Genomic DNA, 17799 nt, shown 5'->3' on the forward strand with positions numbered 1-17799 from the left:
TCACTTTGAGTTGACAACTCCTGCCTCGGTCACCGCGGTCGCCAGACCCGCCTGAAGTTGATCTTCACCCATGCCGGGCGAAGTCCAATTCACTGCGGGAGATGCGCCCCGGAAAACGATGTTCCGGGCACGGCACCGGCCCTAGGCGCGGTGACTGATTGACCTTGAGGGTAGACGCCCCGTAGTTCGGGTGCAACAACCCCCTGCGGGCGTGTACCGCCCTCGCAGATCAAGCCGTCGACATTTCCGCGAGCGAAGACCCCGGACGCGGTCGCGATCCCATTTCCGGGACCGGTCCGCGTGATTCCCTCCAGCGACTCGCGCTAGCGGACCGTCGGCGACAACTCCTTTCTACCACTTCCGGCGAAGCCGCCGCGCCGGGGGCCGATGAGCAGGGTCTTTACCCCTCGACGAACCCCCGGCCGTCGGCAGCCCGACGCCTGATCGCGAAGCGGCGGAGTCAGTCCTCTACGTGCGTGCGGACCCCGACGCGGTCGACCGGCAGGTCCAGCGCGGCGAAGCTCTCCGGGGCGAGCTCGCGCGCGTTCACGTTCTTCACGGGCAGCGCCAGCACGGTCGGCCCCGCGCCGGACACGGCCGCCGCGATCCCCTCCGCGCGCAGCGCGCGCACCAGCGCCACGGTCTCCGGCCACGCGGGCTCGCGGTAGTCCTGGTGCAGCCGGTCGTCGGTCGCGGCCAGCAGCAGCGACGGGTCGCGGGTGATCGCGTGCACCGCGAGCGCGGCACGCCCCGCGGCGAACGCGGCGTCGGCGTGCGGAACCCGCTCCGGCAGCAGCCCTCGCGTCACGTTCGTGGCCGATTCCGCTTGCGGTACAAAGGCGATCGGCGACACGTCGGGGTGCGCGGGCGAGCTCACCGCGCGGAAGCGCTCCGATTCCCGCCACGCCAGCACGAAATCACCCAGCAAGCTCGCCGCCACGTTGTCGGCGTGCCCCTCGCGAACCGCGGCCAGGTGCAGCGCGCGTTCCACGTTTTCCGTTGCGCGCAAGTCGATTCCGGCCAGACCGTGCGCGACGGCGATGCCCGCGACGATGGCGGCGGCCGAGGACCCCAGACCCCGCGAGTGCGGAATGCTGTTCTCGCAGCGCAGTTCCAGCGCGGGCGGAGCCGGAAAACCCAACTCCGCAAGGGTGTCGTGGACGACCCGCACGACGAGGTGCCGCTCGTCGCCGGGCACCGAACCGGCGCCCTCACCGGTCACCGAAACCGTCGCCGAGCCGCCCGGGCCGTTGACCACGCGCGCGGACACGACGTCGTGCAACGACAACGCCATGCCCAACGCGTCGAAACCCGAGCCGAGGTTCGCCGTCGACGCGGGAACCTCGACCCGGACCGCGCTCACCGGCAGCGAACTCACCGCAGCTCCAGCGCGTCGGCGACCGCGCTCGGGTCGACCGGCAGCGGCTCGACCTCGACCATGCCCGCCAGCGCGGTGTCGGGGTCCTTCAACCCGTGACCGGTGACCGTGCACACCACGACCGAGCCCTTCGGCAGGCGCCCGTCGGCCGCGGTGGCCAGCAGGCCGGCGACACTGGAAGCCGAGGCGGGCTCGACGAACACGCCCTCGCGGGCGGCCAGCGTGCGGTATGCGGCGAGGATCTCCTCGTCGCTCACCGCCGAGAACAGGCCCTGCGAGGCGTCCTTGGCCTTCTCCGCGCCCTCCCACGAGGCCGGGCTGCCGACGCGGATCGCGGTCGCGATCGTCTCGGGCTCGGCGACCGGATGACCGTGCACCAGGGGTGCGGCACCGGCAGCCTGGAAGCCGAACATCCGCGGCAGCGAATCGGTGATCCCCTCGCCGTGGTACTCGGTGTAGCCCTTCCAGTAGGCCGTGATGTTGCCCGCGTTGCCGACCGGCAGGCAGTGGATGTCGGGCGCGCGGCCGAGCACGTCGCAGATCTCGAACGACGCGGTCTTCTGGCCCTCCAGGCGCACCGGGTTGACCGAGTTGACCAGCGTGACCGGGTGCTCGGCGGCGGTCTTGCGGGCCAGTTCCAGGCAGTCGTCGAAGTTGCCCTGGACCTGCAGGATCTTCGCGCCGTGCACGACGGCCTGGGCCAGCTTGCCCAGCGCGATCTTGCCCTGCGGTACCAGCACCGCCGACGTCAGCCCGGCGCGCGCCGCGTAGGCGGCCGCCGAAGCCGACGTGTTGCCGGTGGACGCGCAGATGACGGCCTTGCTGCCCTCGGCGAGCGCGTGGGTGATCGCCACCGTCATGCCGCGGTCCTTGAACGACCCGGTCGGGTTGGCGCCCTCCACCTTCAGGTAGACGGTGCATCCGGTGCGCTCCGACAGGTGCGGCGCGGGCACCAGCGGCGTGTTGCCCTCCTGCAGGGTCACGATGCGCGCACCGTCCGGGACGGCAACCCGGTCCCGGTACGCCTCGATCAGACCGGGCCAGCCGGCTCCGGACTTCGCCGGAGCGCTCTGGATGTTCGTCACGTCGGTTCACCTTCCACGCGCATCACGCTGACCACGTCGCGCACAATCGGGAGCTGCGCAATCTTGTCCACTGTGGACGACAGTGCTGCGTCGTCGGCGGTGTGCGTGACCACCACGAGGCTGGCCTCGGCACCCCTGCCCTGCTGACGCACCACCGAAATGCTCACATCGTGCTCGTTGAACGTCGCCGCGACCTGCGAGAGCACGCCCGGCTTGTCGGCCACGTCGAGGCTGATGTGGTACCGGGTCGGGGTCTTGCCCATCGGCTGCACCGGCAGCTGGGCGTGCGCCGACTCGCGCGGCCCCTTGCCCTCGACCACCAGGTTGCGGGCGACCGCGACGAGGTCGCCCAGCACCGCGCTCGCGGTCGGCGCCCCACCGGCGCCCTGGCCGTAGAACATGAGCTGACCGGCGGCCTCGGCCTCCACGAACACCGCGTTGAACGCCCCGCCCACACCGGCCAGCGGGTGGCTGCGCGGGATCATCGCCGGGTGCACGCGCGCCGACACCGACTCGGTGCCGTCCTCGTCGATCACCCGCTCGCAGATCGCCAGCAGCTTCACCGTGCGGTCCAGCGTCGCCGCGGCCGCGATGTCGCCCGGGGTGACCCCGGAGATCCCCTCGCGGTGCACGTCGCTGGCCGTGACGCGGGTGTGGAACGCCAGCGACGCGAGGATGGCGGCCTTCGCCGCAGCGTCGAACCCGTCCACGTCCGCCGTCGGGTCCGCCTCCGCGTAACCCAGGCGACCGGCCTCGTCGAGCGTCTCCGAGTAGCCGGCACCGGTGGAGTCCATCGCCGAGAGGATGTAGTTCGTCGTGCCGTTGACGATGCCCATGACCCGGTTGATCCGGTCCCCGGCCAACGACTCGCGCAGCGGCCGCAGCAGCGGGATCGCGCCCGCCACCGCGGCCTCGAAGTAGATGTCGGCACCCGACTCGTCGGCCGCGGCGTAGAGCTCCGAGCCGTGCTCGGCCAGCAGCGCCTTGTTCGCCGTCACCACCGACTTGCCCGAGCGCAGCGCCGACAGCAGCAGCGAGCGGGCGGGCTCGATGCCGCCGATCAGCTCCACCACGACATCGACGTCACCCTCCACCAACGCCTGCGCATCGGTGGTCAACAGGTTCTCGGGCACCTCCGGATGCTTGTGCGGACGGCGCACAGCGACGCCGGTGACCAGCATCGGGGCCCCGGTTCGCGCCGCGAATTCCTCCGGTTGGTCCTGCAGCAGCCGCAGCACCTCGGTGCCCACGGTGCCGCAGCCCAACATCGCGACCCTGATCGGTTCACGGTCCCGGATCACTCACACCTCCAGCCGGAGCAGGTCGTCCTCGGTCTCCCTGCGCAGCAACAATCGCGCCTGACCAGCTCGAACCGCAACCACCGGCGGCTTGGGCAGGCGGTTGTAGTTGCTGGCCATCACGTAGCAGTACGCCCCGGTGGCGGCCACCGCGAGCAGGTCTCCCGGAGCAATGTCGCTCGGAAGCCAGCAATCGCGCACCACTACGTCACCGGATTCACAGTGCTTGCCCACGATGCGGGACAGAACGGGCTCCGCCTCGGCCGATCGGGACACCAATCGGCTGTCGTAGACGGCGTCGTAGAGCGACGTGCGGATGTTGTCGCTCATCCCGCCGTCCACGCTGACGTAACGCCGCTCGACGTCCGCACCCAGCGCCACGTCCTTGATCGTGCCGACCTCGTAGACGGTCATCATGCTCGGGCCGACGATCGCGCGCCCCGGCTCCACCGCGATCTTGGGCACCGGCAGGCCCGCGTTCTCGGCCTCCTTGCCGACGATCTCGAAGAGCCTGCTCGCCAGCTGCGCGGGCGGCATCGGATCGTCCTCGGGCGTGTAGGCGATGCCCAGGCCACCACCGAGGTCCACGGTGTCGGCCGAGGCCAGCGCGTCGGTGCCGTGCTCCTCGCGCAGGTCCGCCAGCAGCCGCACCACGCGGTGCGCGGCCAGCTCGAACCCGTCCACCTCGAAGATCTGGGAACCGATGTGGCTGTGCAGCCCGGCCAGCTCCAGCGCATCGGCCTTGAGCACGCGGGCGACCGCCTCCGCCGCCTGACCCGAGGCCAGCGAGAACCCGAACTTCTGGTCCTCGTGGGCGGTGGCGATGAACTCGTGGGTGTGCGCCTCGACGCCGACCGTCACCCGCACCAGCACCCGCTGCTTCGCGCCGCGCTGGGACGCGATGTGGTCGAGCCGGGCGATCTCGTGGAACGAGTCGAGCACCACCGAACCGACCCCGGCCTCCACGGCGGCGGTCAGCTCGGGCACGGACTTGTTGTTGCCGTGGAAGGTGATGCGCTCGGCGGGGAAGCCGGCGCGCAGCGCCACGGACAGTTCGCCGCCGCTGCACACGTCCAGGCTCAGGCCCTCCTCGGCGACCCAGCGGGCCACCTCGGTGCACAGGAACGCCTTGGAGGCGTAGTGCACGGCGGCCGGATCGCCGAAGGCCTCGGCGTAGTCGCGGCAGCGCGACCGGAAGTCGTCCTCGTCGAGCACGAACAGCGGGGTGCCGTACTGCTCGGCGAGCTCCCGCACGTCGAGGCCCGCGACGCGCACGACGCCGTCGGCGCCGCGCTCGCTGTTGCGCGGCCACACGTGCGGATGCAGCAGGTCGATCTCCCCCGTACTGGACGGGGACGGTCCTGCGGTGTTGCCGGGCGGCACGACATCGGCGTGCCGCGGCCCGGCGGGATGGGCGCGCATGTTGACAAAGCTCCTTAGCGCAGCCTGCCGCTGGACAGGCGGTGAAGTGGCAGGAAGGTTCCCTCCACGTCGAGGGAGCCCGCCTGCCCGCGATTACATCTGTTCCGGCGCGCTCACGCCGAGCAGGCCCAGACCGTTGGCCAGCACCTGGCGGGTGGCCTCGCACAGCTGCAACCGCGCGATGGTCAGCGGGTTGGCCTGGTCATCACCGGGCTGCAGAACGCGGCAGGCGTCGTAGAACTTGTGGTACGCGCTGGCCACGTCCTCCAGATACCGAGCCACCCGGTGCGGTTCGCGCAACTCGGCGGCCGAGCGCACCACGCGCGGGAACTCGCCCAGGGTGCGGATCAGGTCGCCCTCACGTTCGTGGGTGAGCAGCGACAGATCGGCATTCTCCACGGCTCCCCGCTCGATGCCCAGGGAGGCGGCGTTGCGCTGCAACGACGACAGCCGGGCGTGCGCGTACTGCACGTAGAAGACCGGGTTCTCGTTGGTGCGCTTGCTGATCAGGTCCAGGTCGATGTCGACGGCGGAGTCCACCGAGGAGCGGATCAGCGAGTAGCGGGCGGCGTCGACGCCGACGGCCTCGACGAGGTCCTCGAGGGTGACCACGGTGCCGGCGCGCTTGCTCATCCGGACCGGTTTGCCGTCGCGCACCAGGTTGACCAGCTGGCCGATGAGGACCTCGACCACCGACGGGTCGTCGCCCAGCGCCGCGGCGGCTGCCTTGAGCCGGGCGATGTAGCCGTGGTGGTCGGCGCCGAGCATGTAGAGGCACAGGTCGAAGCCGCGGGAGCGCTTGTCGCGCAGGTACGCGATGTCTCCGGCGATGTAGGCGGGGTCGCCGTCGCTCTTGATGACGACCCGGTCCTTGTCGTCGCCGTACTCGGTGGAGCGCAGCCACCAGGCGCCGTCGGCGGCGTAGAGGTGATCGGAGGCCTTGAGCTGCTCCACGCACTGCTCGACCTGGCCGGAGGTGTGCAGCGAGTCCTCGTGGAAGTAGACGTCGAAGACGGTGCCGAAGTCGGTGAGGCTCTGCTTGATCTCCTCGAACATCAACCCGACGCCGATGCGGCGGAAGGTCTCGTTCCGCTCGTCCTCGGGCTGTTCCAGCACGCCGGGCTCGGCCTCGACGACCTTGCCCGCGATCTCGGCGATGTAGTCGCCGCCGTAACCGTCCTCCGGTGCGGGCTCGCCCTTGGCGCCGGCGACGAGGGACTTGACGAAGCGGTCGATCTGCGCGCCCGCGTCGTTGAAGTAGTACTCGCGGGTCACCTCGGCGCCCTGAGCGGAAAGTACCCGTCCCAGCGCATCGCCGACGGCGGCCCAGCGGGTGCCGCCCAGGTGGATGGGGCCGGTCGGGTTCGCCGAGACGAACTCGAGGTTGACCTTCAGGCCGCTGTAGAGCTCACCGGTGCCGTAGTCGGCGCCCGCGTTGAGCGCCTCGCGCACGATCTGCCCCTGGGCGTCGGCGGCGAGCCGCAGGTTGAGGAAGCCCGGACCGGCGACGTCGACCGAGTCGATGCCGTCCTGGCTGGTCAGCGCCTCGGCGAGCCAGGTGGCGAGATCGCGCGGGGCGACTCCGGCCTTCTTGGCGACCTGCATCGCGAGGTTCGTCGCGTAGTCGCCGTGCTCCGGCTTCCGCGGGCGCTCGACGGTGACCGCCTCGGGCAGCACCGACGTGTCCAGCCCACGGGCGGAGAGCACGTCGACGGCGGTGTTGCGGACCAGTTCAGCGAGCGCGGCGGGAGTCACCTGATGAAGTCTAGGGATCCTTCCGCGCAGTTCAGACGTCGGGTTGCCGCCCACTCCGTGGACTCCGGCCCCTCCGTTCGGCCCAGCCGGGGCCTCCGACCGCGCGCGAGACCGGCCGCGGCCGCTTCCGAGACGACCACGGGGCGTGATCGAAGCGTTGTCTGTGTGTGAGAACGTGTGGTGGCGAGCATGCGCCGATCGGCACACCGCCGTTCGGGCACTCTCTACACTGGCGGGCGCTGTCCCCAGGTTCGGGCGAGACGAGGTTTGCGAGCAGCATGGCTAAGAAGAACGCGGTGCGCGGCGCCGCCGTGGTCAACCAACGGTCGATCCCCTGGATGCTGGTGTCCGGGGTAACGGTGGTCGCGGTGTTCGCTGCGGTGATCTTCGGGTACGCCTACAGCCGTTGGTCCGACCAGGCCGCGACGCGTGACGCGCAGGCCGCCGCCGAGAAGGCCACCGAGGCGTTCAAGCCGTCACCGCAGAACCCCGACCCGTCGAAGGCGATCCCCGGGGTCGTCACCGCCGACTACAAGGGCCAGCAGCACGTTCAGCCCACCCAGCGCGTCGCCTACGACAAGAACCCGCCGTACGGCGGCCCGCACGACGGCGTCTGGGCCGACTGCACCGGCGTCGTCTACCCGGAGGCCGTGCGCACCGAGAACATGGTCCACTCGCTGGAGCACGGCGCGGTCTGGATCGCCTACAACCCGGACAAGGTCGACGAGGCCGGGCTGGACCGGCTCAAGGTCCGCGCCCAGGGCAAGCCGTACACGATGCTGTCGCCGTACCCGGGCCTGGACAAGCCGATCTCGCTGCAGTCCTGGGGCCACCAGCTCAAGGTCGACAGCGCCGACGACCCGCGGATCGACCAGTTCATCACCGCGCTGCGGCTGAACAACAACGGCGTCTACCCCGAGGTCGGCGGTTCTTGCCAGGCCTACCCGGGCGCGTTCGACACGAACAACCCGCCGAAGTTCGACGCGAGCCCGCCCGGCCCGGACGCGGTCACCATGGACGGCAAGGGCGCCAACGCCGGCACCGGCGAAATGGGGCAGTGAGCCCGTTGGTCGAGGCACGACGCATCTCTCACGTCGTTGTCGCCATCGTCGCGGCGTTCTCGCTGCTGCTGCTGGGGGCGGCGCTCGGACTGCTGATCCGGGTACCGTCCTTCGAGCACGCCGCCCCCGAGGCGACGGCGACCGACATCGGTTTCTCCCAGGACATGAGCGTCCACCACCAGCAGGCGGTGACCATGGCGACGCTGGCCCGGGAACGAGCCGACGACGTCGCCGTCCGGCAGCTGGCCTTCGACATCGAGACCAACCAGCGCGACCAGATCGGGCGCATGCAGGGCTGGTTGAGCATCTGGAACCAGCCGGCCCAGGCCACCGGTCCCGTCATGCAGTGGAGGAAGGAAACCGGCGAGCACCAGCACGGCGCCACCGCGATGCCGATGTCCGACGGCGCGCTCATGCCCGGCATGGCCAGCAGCGAGGAACTCTCCCGGCTCGGCTCGCTGCGAGGACCGGAGTTCGACGTGTTCTTCCTGCAGCTGATGCTGCGCCACCACCAGGGCGGCGCCCCGATGGCCGAGTACGGAGCCACCCACGCAGCGGTCCCGGCGGTGCGCGCCCTGGCCGAGAACATGCTCGGCTCCCAGGGCAGCGAGATGGAACTGATGAAGACCATGCTCAACCAGCGAGGCGCCCAACCGCTCGGTTGAGCGGGCGCTGACCTGAGCATGGGAACCTTCCGCTCACTCCACCGAGGAAGAAGGGCCCCTCTCGCTCACCAGGTCAGTTCGCGGCACCGGCGCGCGCACTCGGTGGGTTCGACCTGCAGGGTGGCGTGCTCGATGCGGTAGCGCTCGGACAGCAGTCGCTGCGCCGCGGTGAGCACTCCCCCGTGGTCAGCGTCCTGGCTCGCGGTCAGGTGCGCCGAGGCGACCTCCATGCCGGAGGTCAGCGTCCACACGTGCAGGTCGTGCACTTCGGTGACGGAGGGCAGCGCGGCGAGGTCGTCGCGCATCTCCTGCAGGTCCAGCCCCTCCGGCGCCTGCTGCACGAGGATCCGCAGCGCCTGGCGCGCGAGCTTGAAGGTCCGGGGCAGCACGAACAGCCCGACTCCGACGGCGATGATCGGGTCGGCGAGGTACCAGCCGAAAGCCCAGGTCACGAAGCCGCCGACGAGCACGCCCGCGGAGCCGATGGTGTCGGCGAGGACCTCCAGGTAGGCGCCGCGCACGTTGAGGCTCTCGTTAGCACCCTTGCGCAGCAGCGCGAACACGACCAGGTTGGCGAGCAGGCCGGCGGCCGCGGTGGCCATCATCGGCAGCCCGGCGACCTCGTGCGGCCGCTGGAAGCGCTCCACGGACTCGATGAGGATGTAGCCGGCGACGCCGAACAGCAGCACCGCGTTGGCCAGCGCCGCGAGGACCTCCACCCGGTAGAGGCCGAAGGTGCGCTTGGTGCCGGTGGGACGACGCGCAGCGGTGATCGCGGCCAGGGCCATCCCGACGCCGAGGACGTCGGTGAGCATGTGCCCGGCATCGGACAGCAACGCCAGCGAGGACGTCATCCAACCGACGACGGCTTCGAGCACGAAGAACGCGAGCAGCACGCCGAAGGCGATGGACAGCCTGGTCAGGTAGCGGCCTGACGCGTGCGCCGCGTCGGCGGCGGAACCGTGCCCGTGGCCGTGCCCCATCTCGTCGCCTCCTCACATCCGCACCAGATACATAGCGAAGTATGCATGATTCGCGGCGCGCGACGAAAGTGCCCTGCAACTCAGATCACGACCTTCACCCGAACCTCCGCGCCCGTGGCGACAGAAAGGTTCCCCTGCACCGGCCACCGGGGAACCCGCAGATGAACGCGACCGCCCCACCACAACCCGACCCCGCCCCAGGCACCTGCGAGGCGTGCGATAGGCTATCGATCGTCCACAGCGACCAGCCCTCGTAGCTCAGTGGATAGAGCACTGCCCTCCGGAGGCAGGTGTCATAGGTTCGAATCCTATCGAGGGCGCCTGAGAACGACGAGCAGAACCGCCTCTGGCCAGCACGAACTGGGCCAGGGGCGGTTTGCTTTTCAGTGGCCGGCGCTCCGCCGCCGAGCTCGGCGTCGTCCCTGACGTCAGTTCACGATCAGGTCCTGCGGGAGCGGGGTGTCGGTCTCCATCGCTTCGAACAGCCGCAGCGCCTTCTCCTTGTCCCACTGGTGAGCGGTGGAGTCGGTAACGGGAACCGTCGTCGTCACGACACCGCCCGAGGAGATGCCGCGCATCGCCCATGCCAGCGACAGCAGGTCTCCCGGGCCGTCCGAGTCGAGCATCGTCAGCGCGCCCGCGCCCTCGTCGGCCAGCGCGTACGCGCGGAACGGGTTGATCAGGGTGCTGATGCTCGACGCCTCGGATGCCAGGGCGCCGATGAACTTGCGCTGGTTGGCGACCCGGTCCAGGTCGGAGCGCGGGGTCGCGTCGCTGTAGCGCATGCGCACGAAGGTCAGGGCGTCCGGGCCGTTCAGCGTCTGGCAGCCGACTTGGAGGGTCTGGCCCGTCTTGACGTCGTGCATCTCCTGTTCGAGACACATCTCGACGCCACCGACCGCGTCGACCAGACCCGAAAAACCGCCGAACCCGATCTCGGCGTAGTGATCGATGCGCAGCCCGGTCGCCTGCTCCACGGTCTGCGCCAGCAACTTCGGCCCGCCGACGGCGAAAGCCTCGTTGATCATCGTCCGGCCTCGTCCCGGGACCGGCACCCGCGAGTCGCGCGGGATGCTGATCAGCGTGGGAGTCGTGGAGTTGTCCGGCAGGTGCGCGACCAGGATCGTGTCCGTGCGCTGGCCATCCGCGTCCCCCACGTGCAGGCCCTCCGCGGTCTCCGGATCCAGCCCTTCCCGACTGTCCGATCCCACGACCAGCCAGTTCGCGCCCGCGGTGGCCTCCGGTCGGCCCGGGTAGTCCGGAAAGGCGTCGATCCGGTGCACCGCCGAGTCGATGTGGAACCAGAGCCAGCCCGCGAACACCACCGGAAGCACGATCAGGGCCACCAGCAGCGCCACGAAGGGCCTCTTCCTGCTCCGCCGCCGCGGCACCGGCACCCGCCCCACTGGGCTCCCCACCGGCCGCTGCTGCGCACTCCAGTCACGCTGGATCCGATTGCTGTTCATATTTCTGGAGACGCCGTGCCGGGTCGAAGGTTGTCCGCGCCACCGAAAAGAGGAAGGCCCACTTCCCCCTCCGGCCTCGCGGGCACGAGTTCCGATCACGACGCGAAGCTCCCGCGACACCGCCCCTGACCAGCGGATTCTCAACCAGGGGCGGTGTCGTGCCCAGCGGGATCAGCCGAGGAGATCAGGAATCGAAGTCGACCGTGATCGCGTCCGTCACCGGGACCGACTGGCAAGTCAGGACGAACCCCTCATCCACCTCCGCCTGCTCCAGGGCGAAGTTGCGCCGCATGTCGACCTTCCCGTCGGTGACCTTCGCCCGACAGGTCCCGCACACCCCGCCCTTGCAGGCGAAGGGAAGATCCGGCCTGGCCTTCTGCGCGCCGTCCAGGACCGTGTTCTCACGCGGCAGCGCGGTGGTCGTGCGCCGGCCGTCCAGGACGATGGTCGCTTCCGTCATCTCCCCCACCGGCTTCGCGTCGACGTGACGCACGGGTTCCGGCGGGACGTCGTCGACGTAGAACAGCTCGCGGTGGATGCGCTCGTCACCGACGCCGAGTTCGGACAGCAGCTGCTGGGCGCCCGTCACCATGCCGAACGGCCCGCACAACCACCACTCATCGACCTCACCGACCTCGGGCACGAGCGCCAGCAGGTCGCGGAGCTTGGCCGCGTCGAGGCGACCGGTGAACAGGTCCGCTTCACGCGGCTCCCGCGAGAGCACGTGCACGAGCTCCAGGCGCTCCGGGTAACGATCTTTGAGGTCGGCGAGCTCGTCGGCGAACATCACCGTGTCGGTGCGCCGGTTGCCGTACACGACGGTGACGGTCGCGTCCGGGTCGCGCAGGACCGTTCCCGCGATCGACAGCAGCGGGGTGATCCCGGATCCGGCGCCGATCAGCACGTGGTGACCGGAAGGCGACCGCGGTGTGAACGACCCGGTGGGAGCACCGACTTCGATCTCGTCGCCCGCCCGGACCTCGTTGACCAGCCAAGTGGAGAACAACCCCTCGGGAACCTCTCGCACACCGATGCGCGGAAGGTTCCCCTCCGCCGTGCAGAGGGAGTACGACCGCCGCTCCTCGCGGCCGTCGACGACGCGGCGCAGCGTCAACGACTGCCCGGCCCGGAAGTCGTAGACGTCCTCCAGCTCCGGTGGCACGGCGAAGGTGACCGCGACGGCGTCGTCGCACAGGCGGCTGACGTCGGCGACGGTCAGCGTGTGGAACTCGCCCCGCACGCGGGATTTCGTCAACGCGGCCACCTCAGATCTCCTTGACGTGTTCGAACGGTTCGGCGCACGACCGGCAGCGACGCATCGACTTGCACGCCGTGGCACCGAATTCCGACAGCAGCTCCGTGTCCGCGGCACCGCAGCGCGGGCAGGGAACTTCCCTGCCAGGCGGGAGGAGCGTGAGCGGAACCGGCCCCGGTGTTGGCGCCGGTGCGCCGCCCGGTGGCGCGATGCCGGCTTCGGCGAGCTTGCGGCGGCCCCGCTCGCTGATCCAGTCCGTGCTCCACGGAGGGTTGAGCACCGTGCGCACCTCGACACTGGCGTAGCCGGCCTCGCGCAGTGCGTGGACCAGGTCGTCGCGCATCGTGTCCATGGCCGGGCAGCCGGTGTAGGTGGGTGTGATGGACACCTTCACCTCACCGTCGTGTTCGGACACCTCGCGCAGCACTCCCAGGTCGGCGAGCGTGAGCATCGGCAGCTCCGGGTCGCAGACCGTTTCGGCGACGGCGCGCGCGGTCACCACGTCGCCTCCGGGTGCGCTCGGGCGACGCTCTGCAGCTCCGCGAGGAGGTATCCCATGTCCTCGGTGTGCCGCCCGTGCCTGCCGGTACCGCCGGCGATCCCGGCCTTGCCCGCGATCGCGGGCAGTTCGAGCGTCGCGGGCTCGATGACCTGGTCCAGCACGCCGTCGAACTCGTCGCGCACTGCGGCCGGATCGACAGCGACACCGGACTCGGCCAGGCGTGATTCGATCTCGTGCGCGGTGAACAGCTCGTCCACGTACGGCCAGACGTCGGTCAAGGCCGCCTGCATGCGTTCTCGCGAGAACGGGGTTCCGTCACCGAGCCGAACGGCCCACCGGGCCGCGTAGTCGCGGTGGTACGTCAGCTCCTTGACGCCCTTGTCGGCGATCGCGGCCAGCACCGGGTCCACCGAGGTCGTCAGCCGCTGGAACAGCGCGAGCCGCCACGTGGACAGCACCAGCAGGACCGCGACGAGCCGGCCGAAATCGCCGCGCTCCAGCTCGGCGAGCCGCACGTTGCGGAACTCGTTCTCGTGGCGGAAGAACGCGTAGTCGTCCTCACCACGTCCGCTGCCGTCGGCCTTTCCCGCGCGGGCCAGCAGGAGCCGGGCCTGCCCCAGCAGGTCCAAGCCGATGTTGGCGATCGCGACCTCGTCCTCCAGTTCGGGGGCGAAGGTGCACCACTGCTGCAGCCGGTGGGACAGGACCAGCGCGTCATCGCCGAGCATCAGGCAGTACTCGGCCAGGTCGGCACCGTCCACGCCGGGCGGAACCGAGGTGTCGATGCCCGCCAGGGGATCTTCGAACCCCGTGCCGAAGGCCCAACGAGAGTCGTCGTGGGCGTCGATGAGTGCCTCGTAGGCGTTGTCGAAGGACATCGTCGGCTCACATGTGGGGAACGTTGTCGGGAATGTCGTAGAACGTCGGGTGGCGGTACACCTTGTCCCCCGAGGGCGCGAAGAAGGGATCCTTCTCGTCAGGGGATGACGCGGTGATCTCCGATGCCTTGACCACCCAGATGCTCACGCCCTCGTTGCGCCGCGTGTAGAGGTCGCGGGCGTGGTGCACGGCCATCTCGTCGTCGGCGGCGCGCAGCGAACCGACGTGCACGTGGTTCAATCCGCGCTTGCCGCGCACGAACACCTCGTAGAGCGGCCACTCGCTCCGGCTCATGACGTCGCCTCCGTCCTCTTGCGGGCGTGCGCGGCCGCGGCTTCGCGGACCCAGGCACCGTCCTCGTGGGCCTGGCGTCGCCGTGCGACGCGTTCGGTGTTGCACGGCCCGTTGCCCTTGATGACCTGCTTGAGCTCGTTCCAGTCGACCTCGCCGAAGTCGTAGTGCTGCCGTTCGGCGTTCCACTTCAGGTCGGGGTCGGGCAGCGTCACGCCGAGCACCTCGGCCTGCGGGACGGTCATGTCGACGAACCGCTGCCGCAGCTCATCATTGGTGTGCCGCTTGATCTTCCAGCGCATGGACTGCTCGGTGTGGGCCGATTCGGCGTCGGGCGGGCCGAACATCATCAGCGAGGGCCACCAGAACCGGTTCACCGCGTCCTGGACCATCTCCTGTTGCGCAGGGGTTCCCTTCATCATCGTCATCAGCAGTTCGTAGCCCTGCCGCTGGTGGAAGGACTCCTCCTTGCAGATGCGGATCATCGATCGAGCGTAGGGACCGTAGCTGGAGCGGCACAGCGGAACCTGGTTGCAGATCGCGGCACCGTCGACGAGCCAGCCGATCACCCCGACGTCGGCGAAGGACAGCGTCGGGTAGTTGAAGATCGACGAGTACTTCTGCCGTCCGGTGATCAGCTTCTCGGTCAGGTCCTGCCGGTCGCCGCCGAGCGTTTCGGCCGCCGAGTACAGGTACAGCCCGTGCCCAGCCTCGTCCTGCACCTTCGCCAGCAGGATCGCTTTGCGCCGCAACGAGGGTGCCCGCGTGATCCAGTTGCCCTCGGGCTGCATGCCGATGATCTCGGAGTGGGCGTGCTGGGCGATCTGCCGGATCATCGTCTTGCGGTAGCCGTCCGGAAGCCAGTCCCGGGGCTCGATCCGCTGGTCCTTGTCGATCGTGCGCTCGAAGTGCGCTTCGAGTTCCTCGTCGGACAACGTCGCTGTCATCGGTTCTCCTTGGCCACCAGGGTGAGCACGTCGTACTTGGCTACGGACTCCTGGTTCTGGTTGGTCACGTCGGCGTCCCAGCGGACCTCGCCGTAGTCGGCGTTCTCGCGTGGGGTGATCTGCTTGCAGGTCAAGGTCACCGTCAGGTCGTCGCCGGGTTTGACGGGTGTGAGGAACCGGAGGTTCTCCAGCCCGTAGTTGGCCAGCACCGGTCCGGGTTCGGGTGACACGAACAGACCCGCGGCGAAGGAGACGACCAAGTAGCCGTGCGCCACGATCCCGCCGAAGAGCGGGTTCTCGCGCGCGGCGGCCTCGTTGGTGTGCGCGTAGAAGGTGTCGCCGGTGAACTCGGCGAAGTGGGCCACGTCCTCGTCGGTGACGGGACGGGGGCCGGCGACGACCGCGTCTCCGATCTTCAGCTCGGCCAGCGACTTCCGGAAGGGGTGGGTGCCTTCCTCGCGACGAGGGGCACCTTCCACCCACCGGCCGGTGACCTGGGACAGCACGTTCGGGCTCGCTTGCACGGCCGTGCGCTGCATGTGGTGCAGCACGCCGCGGATCCCGCCCATCTCCTCACCGCCACCGGCCCGTCCGGGGCCGCCGTGCACGAGCGCCGGCATCGGCGAGCCGTGCCCGGTGGATTCCTTGGCGTCGTCGGCGTCGAGCACCAGCAGGCGCCCGTGCCAGGGCGCCACCCCGAGCACGACTTCCCGCGCGAAAGCCGCGTCGCCGCTGACGACCGAGCCGGCGAGGCTCCCCTGCCCGCGAGCCGCGTAGTCGACGACCTGCTCGACCGAGGTGTAGGGCATCAGCGTCGACACCGGGCCGAAGGCCTCGACTTCGTGCGGCTCGGCCCGGTCGGGGTCGCCCTTGAGCAGGACGGGTGAGAGGAAGGCTCCCTTCTCCGCGTCCGCGTCGAGGACCTCGACCGTCTCCGGGTCGCCGAAGACGATGGTGCCCGCTCCTCGCAGGGCCTTCAGGGACCGGCGGACCTCTTCGCGCTGCTCGAGGCTGGCCAGCGCACCCATCCGCACGTCGGGGTGGGCGGGGTTGCCGACCTTGATCTTGGCCAGGCGCTCCCGGGCGGCCTCGGCGACGTCGTCGAGCAGGTCGGCCGGGACGAAGGCCCGCCGGATCGCGGTGCACTTCTGACCGGCTTTGACGGTCATCTCGGTGACCAGCTGCTTGACGTAGAGGTCGAACTCGGTCGTTCCGGGTGTCGCGTCGGGGCCGAGGATCGAGCAGTTGAGCGAATCGGCTTCGGCGTTGAACCGCACCGAGTTGCGCACGATGGCCGGGTGGGCCCGCAGCTTCTGCGCGGTGGAGGCCGAGCCGGTGAACGACACCAGGTCCTGGCCGGTCACGTGGTCGAGGAGGTCACCGGCGCTTCCGCTGATCAGCTGCAGCGATCCCTCGGGCAGCAGACCGGAGTTGACGATCAGCTCGACGAGCTTCTCGGTGAGGTAGGCGGTCTGGCTGGCGGGTTTGATGAGGCTGGGCACACCGGCGAGGAACGCCGGGGCGAACTTCTCCAGCGGACCCCACGCCGGGAAGTTGAAGGCGTTGATCTGCACCGCGACACCACGCAGGGGCGTGGCGATGTGCTGGGCCTGGAACGTTCCGCCCTTGCTGAGAGGTTCGACCCCGCCATCGACGTAGACGGTGTCGTTGGGCAGTTCGCGACGGCCCTTGCTCGAGTAGGAGAACAGCACTCCGATGCCGCCGTCGATGTCGAACTGGGAGTCGCCGCGGGTCGCCCCCGTCTTGGCTGACAGCGCGTAGAGCTCGTCGCGGTTCTCGCGGAGGTGGGATGCCAGCGCCTTGAGCAGCGCGGCACGCTGGTGGAACGTCAGGTCCCGCAACGCCGGTCCGCCGACCCGGCGTCCGTGGTCGAGCGCGGCGGCCATGTCGATACCCGCCGAGGAGATCCGTGCGACTTCCGCTCCTGTGACGGCGTCGTAAAGCGGTGCGCCGTCGCCTTCGCCCACCTGCCAGCCGCCACTGGTGTAGCTGCGCAGGACCTTGCTCGCACCCTGAGCCATCGTGCCTCGCTCTCCCAGAATTACTAACCGAACGGTCGGGAATTAATGCTAGCGCGCCGCCGCGGAGAACGGAACCGGCTGAACCGCGATTCGCCCCCATCCGGCGCCACCACCCGCCCGGAAGCCCCTCCCCGCGGCGCGCGCGGACGTGGAAGGAAGGTTCCCTTGCCCAGCGCACCGCCCCGCTCAACGGACGAAGTTCCAGGTGCCACCCCGGCCACTTTCGGAAGGACTCCCTCCGCTCAAGCCGCCCTTGACAGGCGTTCGCGGGCTGACTTTTACTTGAGCAGATTTATTTACCGTCCATTCGGTCAGTAAGCATAGGCGGTGCAGCCCCCGTGTCCACCTCGGCGAACCGACTCACCGATTCCGCGCGCTCGATGCTCGAATCCGACGTCGCCTCGGCGTCGCTGGGCATCGACGTGACCACGGCGCACGACGGCATCGCGTCCGCCCGCATGCGGGTGACCGAGCAGATGGTCAACGGCCACGACATCGCGCACGGCGGCTACGTCTTCCTGCTCGCCGACACGACGTTCGCGGCCGCGTGCAACAGCCACGGGCCGGTCACCGTCGCCGCCGGAGCGGAGATCTCCTTCGTCACGAGCGCACGCCTCGGCGACGAGCTGACCGCGACCGCGGAAGAACGAACCAGCTACGGCCGCAACGGCATCTACGACGTCACCGTGCACCGGGACACCCCCGCCGGACCGGAGGTCATCGCGGAGTTCCGCGGCCGGAGCCGGACCGTCGGACAGATCAAGCCCTGA

Annotated in this window: 16 protein-coding genes and 1 tRNA gene; 4 read left to right on the forward strand and 13 right to left on the reverse strand. The window is 69.7% G+C overall.

Translation table 11 applies throughout. From position 1 onward, the window contains the following. Positions 1 to 460: 460 nt before the first annotated feature. From thrB to argS, 5 genes are all read right to left on the reverse strand, one after another. Positions 461 to 1378, reverse strand: coding sequence for a homoserine kinase (gene thrB / locus QFW96_RS08855; protein WP_281455060.1), 918 nt, complete (start codon positions 1376 to 1378; stop codon positions 461 to 463). Beyond that, complete coding sequence (thrC, locus tag QFW96_RS08860; RefSeq protein WP_281455061.1) at positions 1375 to 2463, reverse strand: threonine synthase; 1089 nt, start codon at positions 2461 to 2463, stop codon at positions 1375 to 1377. Before thrC ends, thrB begins: the two co-directional genes overlap by 4 nt. After that, positions 2460 to 3764 carry a homoserine dehydrogenase gene (locus tag QFW96_RS08865; protein ID WP_281455062.1) on the reverse strand — a complete coding sequence of 435 codons (1305 nt, stop codon included), beginning with the start codon at positions 3762 to 3764 and terminating at the stop codon, positions 2460 to 2462. Before QFW96_RS08865 ends, thrC begins: the two co-directional genes overlap by 4 nt. Then, the gene (lysA, locus tag QFW96_RS08870; RefSeq protein ID WP_281455063.1) at positions 3765 to 5183 is read right to left on the reverse strand and encodes a diaminopimelate decarboxylase; all 1419 of its coding nucleotides are present in this window, start codon (positions 5181 to 5183) and stop codon (positions 3765 to 3767) included. Positions 5184 to 5276: 93 nt separating this feature from the next. Further along, a complete protein-coding gene (argS, locus tag QFW96_RS08875) occupies positions 5277 to 6938 on the reverse strand; it encodes an arginine--tRNA ligase (protein WP_281455064.1) in 1662 nt (553 codons plus the stop codon). 278 nt (positions 6939 to 7216) lie between these two features. Between argS and QFW96_RS08880 the strand changes: the two genes are divergently transcribed. Both QFW96_RS08880 and QFW96_RS08885 read left to right on the forward strand, forming a co-directional pair. Further along, positions 7217 to 7999 carry a thioredoxin-like domain-containing protein gene (locus QFW96_RS08880; protein WP_281455065.1) on the forward strand — a complete coding sequence of 261 codons (783 nt, stop codon included), beginning with the start codon at positions 7217 to 7219 and terminating at the stop codon, positions 7997 to 7999. Then, entirely contained in the window at positions 7996 to 8664 is a 669-nt protein-coding gene (locus QFW96_RS08885) for a DUF305 domain-containing protein (RefSeq protein ID WP_281455066.1), read from the forward strand. Before QFW96_RS08880 ends, QFW96_RS08885 begins: the two co-directional genes overlap by 4 nt. A gap of 65 nt (positions 8665 to 8729) precedes the next feature. Here QFW96_RS08885 and QFW96_RS08890 read toward each other — a convergent pair whose 3' ends face one another. Next, a complete protein-coding gene (locus QFW96_RS08890) occupies positions 8730 to 9647 on the reverse strand; it encodes a cation diffusion facilitator family transporter (RefSeq protein ID WP_281455067.1) in 918 nt (305 codons plus the stop codon). Positions 9648 to 9894: 247 nt separating this feature from the next. Between QFW96_RS08890 and QFW96_RS08895 the strand changes: the two genes are divergently transcribed. Continuing rightward, positions 9895 to 9967: transfer RNA gene (locus QFW96_RS08895), tRNA-Arg, on the forward strand. A 108-nt stretch (positions 9968 to 10075) separates the two neighbouring features. On the opposite strand, the gene QFW96_RS08900 is transcribed toward QFW96_RS08895, so the two are convergent. The 7 genes from QFW96_RS08900 to paaZ form a co-directional block, all read right to left on the reverse strand. Continuing rightward, a complete protein-coding gene (locus QFW96_RS08900) occupies positions 10076 to 11005 on the reverse strand; it encodes an LCP family protein (RefSeq protein WP_425524731.1) in 930 nt (309 codons plus the stop codon). A 292-nt stretch (positions 11006 to 11297) separates the two neighbouring features. Beyond that, positions 11298 to 12377, reverse strand: a complete 1080-nt coding sequence (gene paaE, locus QFW96_RS08905) for a 1,2-phenylacetyl-CoA epoxidase subunit PaaE (RefSeq protein WP_281455068.1) — start codon at positions 12375 to 12377, stop codon at positions 11298 to 11300. A 1-nt stretch (position 12378) separates the two neighbouring features. Beyond that, positions 12379 to 12870 carry a 1,2-phenylacetyl-CoA epoxidase subunit PaaD gene (gene paaD, locus QFW96_RS08910; protein WP_281455069.1) on the reverse strand — a complete coding sequence of 164 codons (492 nt, stop codon included), beginning with the start codon at positions 12868 to 12870 and terminating at the stop codon, positions 12379 to 12381. Beyond that, complete coding sequence (gene paaC, locus QFW96_RS08915; protein ID WP_281455070.1) at positions 12864 to 13748, reverse strand: 1,2-phenylacetyl-CoA epoxidase subunit PaaC; 885 nt, start codon at positions 13746 to 13748, stop codon at positions 12864 to 12866. The genes paaD and paaC overlap by 7 nt, the downstream gene beginning before the upstream one ends. Before the next feature lie 7 nt (positions 13749 to 13755). Next, complete coding sequence (gene paaB / locus QFW96_RS08920; RefSeq protein ID WP_281455071.1) at positions 13756 to 14043, reverse strand: 1,2-phenylacetyl-CoA epoxidase subunit PaaB; 288 nt, start codon at positions 14041 to 14043, stop codon at positions 13756 to 13758. Beyond that, a complete protein-coding gene (gene paaA / locus QFW96_RS08925; RefSeq protein WP_281455072.1) occupies positions 14040 to 14987 on the reverse strand; it encodes a 1,2-phenylacetyl-CoA epoxidase subunit PaaA in 948 nt (315 codons plus the stop codon). The genes paaB and paaA overlap by 4 nt, the downstream gene beginning before the upstream one ends. Beyond that, a complete protein-coding gene (gene paaZ, locus QFW96_RS08930; RefSeq protein ID WP_281455073.1) occupies positions 14984 to 17029 on the reverse strand; it encodes a phenylacetic acid degradation bifunctional protein PaaZ in 2046 nt (681 codons plus the stop codon). The genes paaA and paaZ overlap by 4 nt, the downstream gene beginning before the upstream one ends. 380 nt (positions 17030 to 17409) lie before the next feature. Here paaZ and paaI point away from each other — a divergent pair, with 380 nt between their 5' ends. Next, complete coding sequence (paaI, locus tag QFW96_RS08935; protein ID WP_281455181.1) at positions 17410 to 17799, forward strand: hydroxyphenylacetyl-CoA thioesterase PaaI; 390 nt, start codon at positions 17410 to 17412, stop codon at positions 17797 to 17799.

Origin of the sequence: Saccharopolyspora ipomoeae, from assembly GCF_029952525.1 — a bacterium.
Taxonomy (GTDB): Bacteria; Actinomycetota; Actinomycetes; order Mycobacteriales; family Pseudonocardiaceae; genus Saccharopolyspora; species Saccharopolyspora ipomoeae.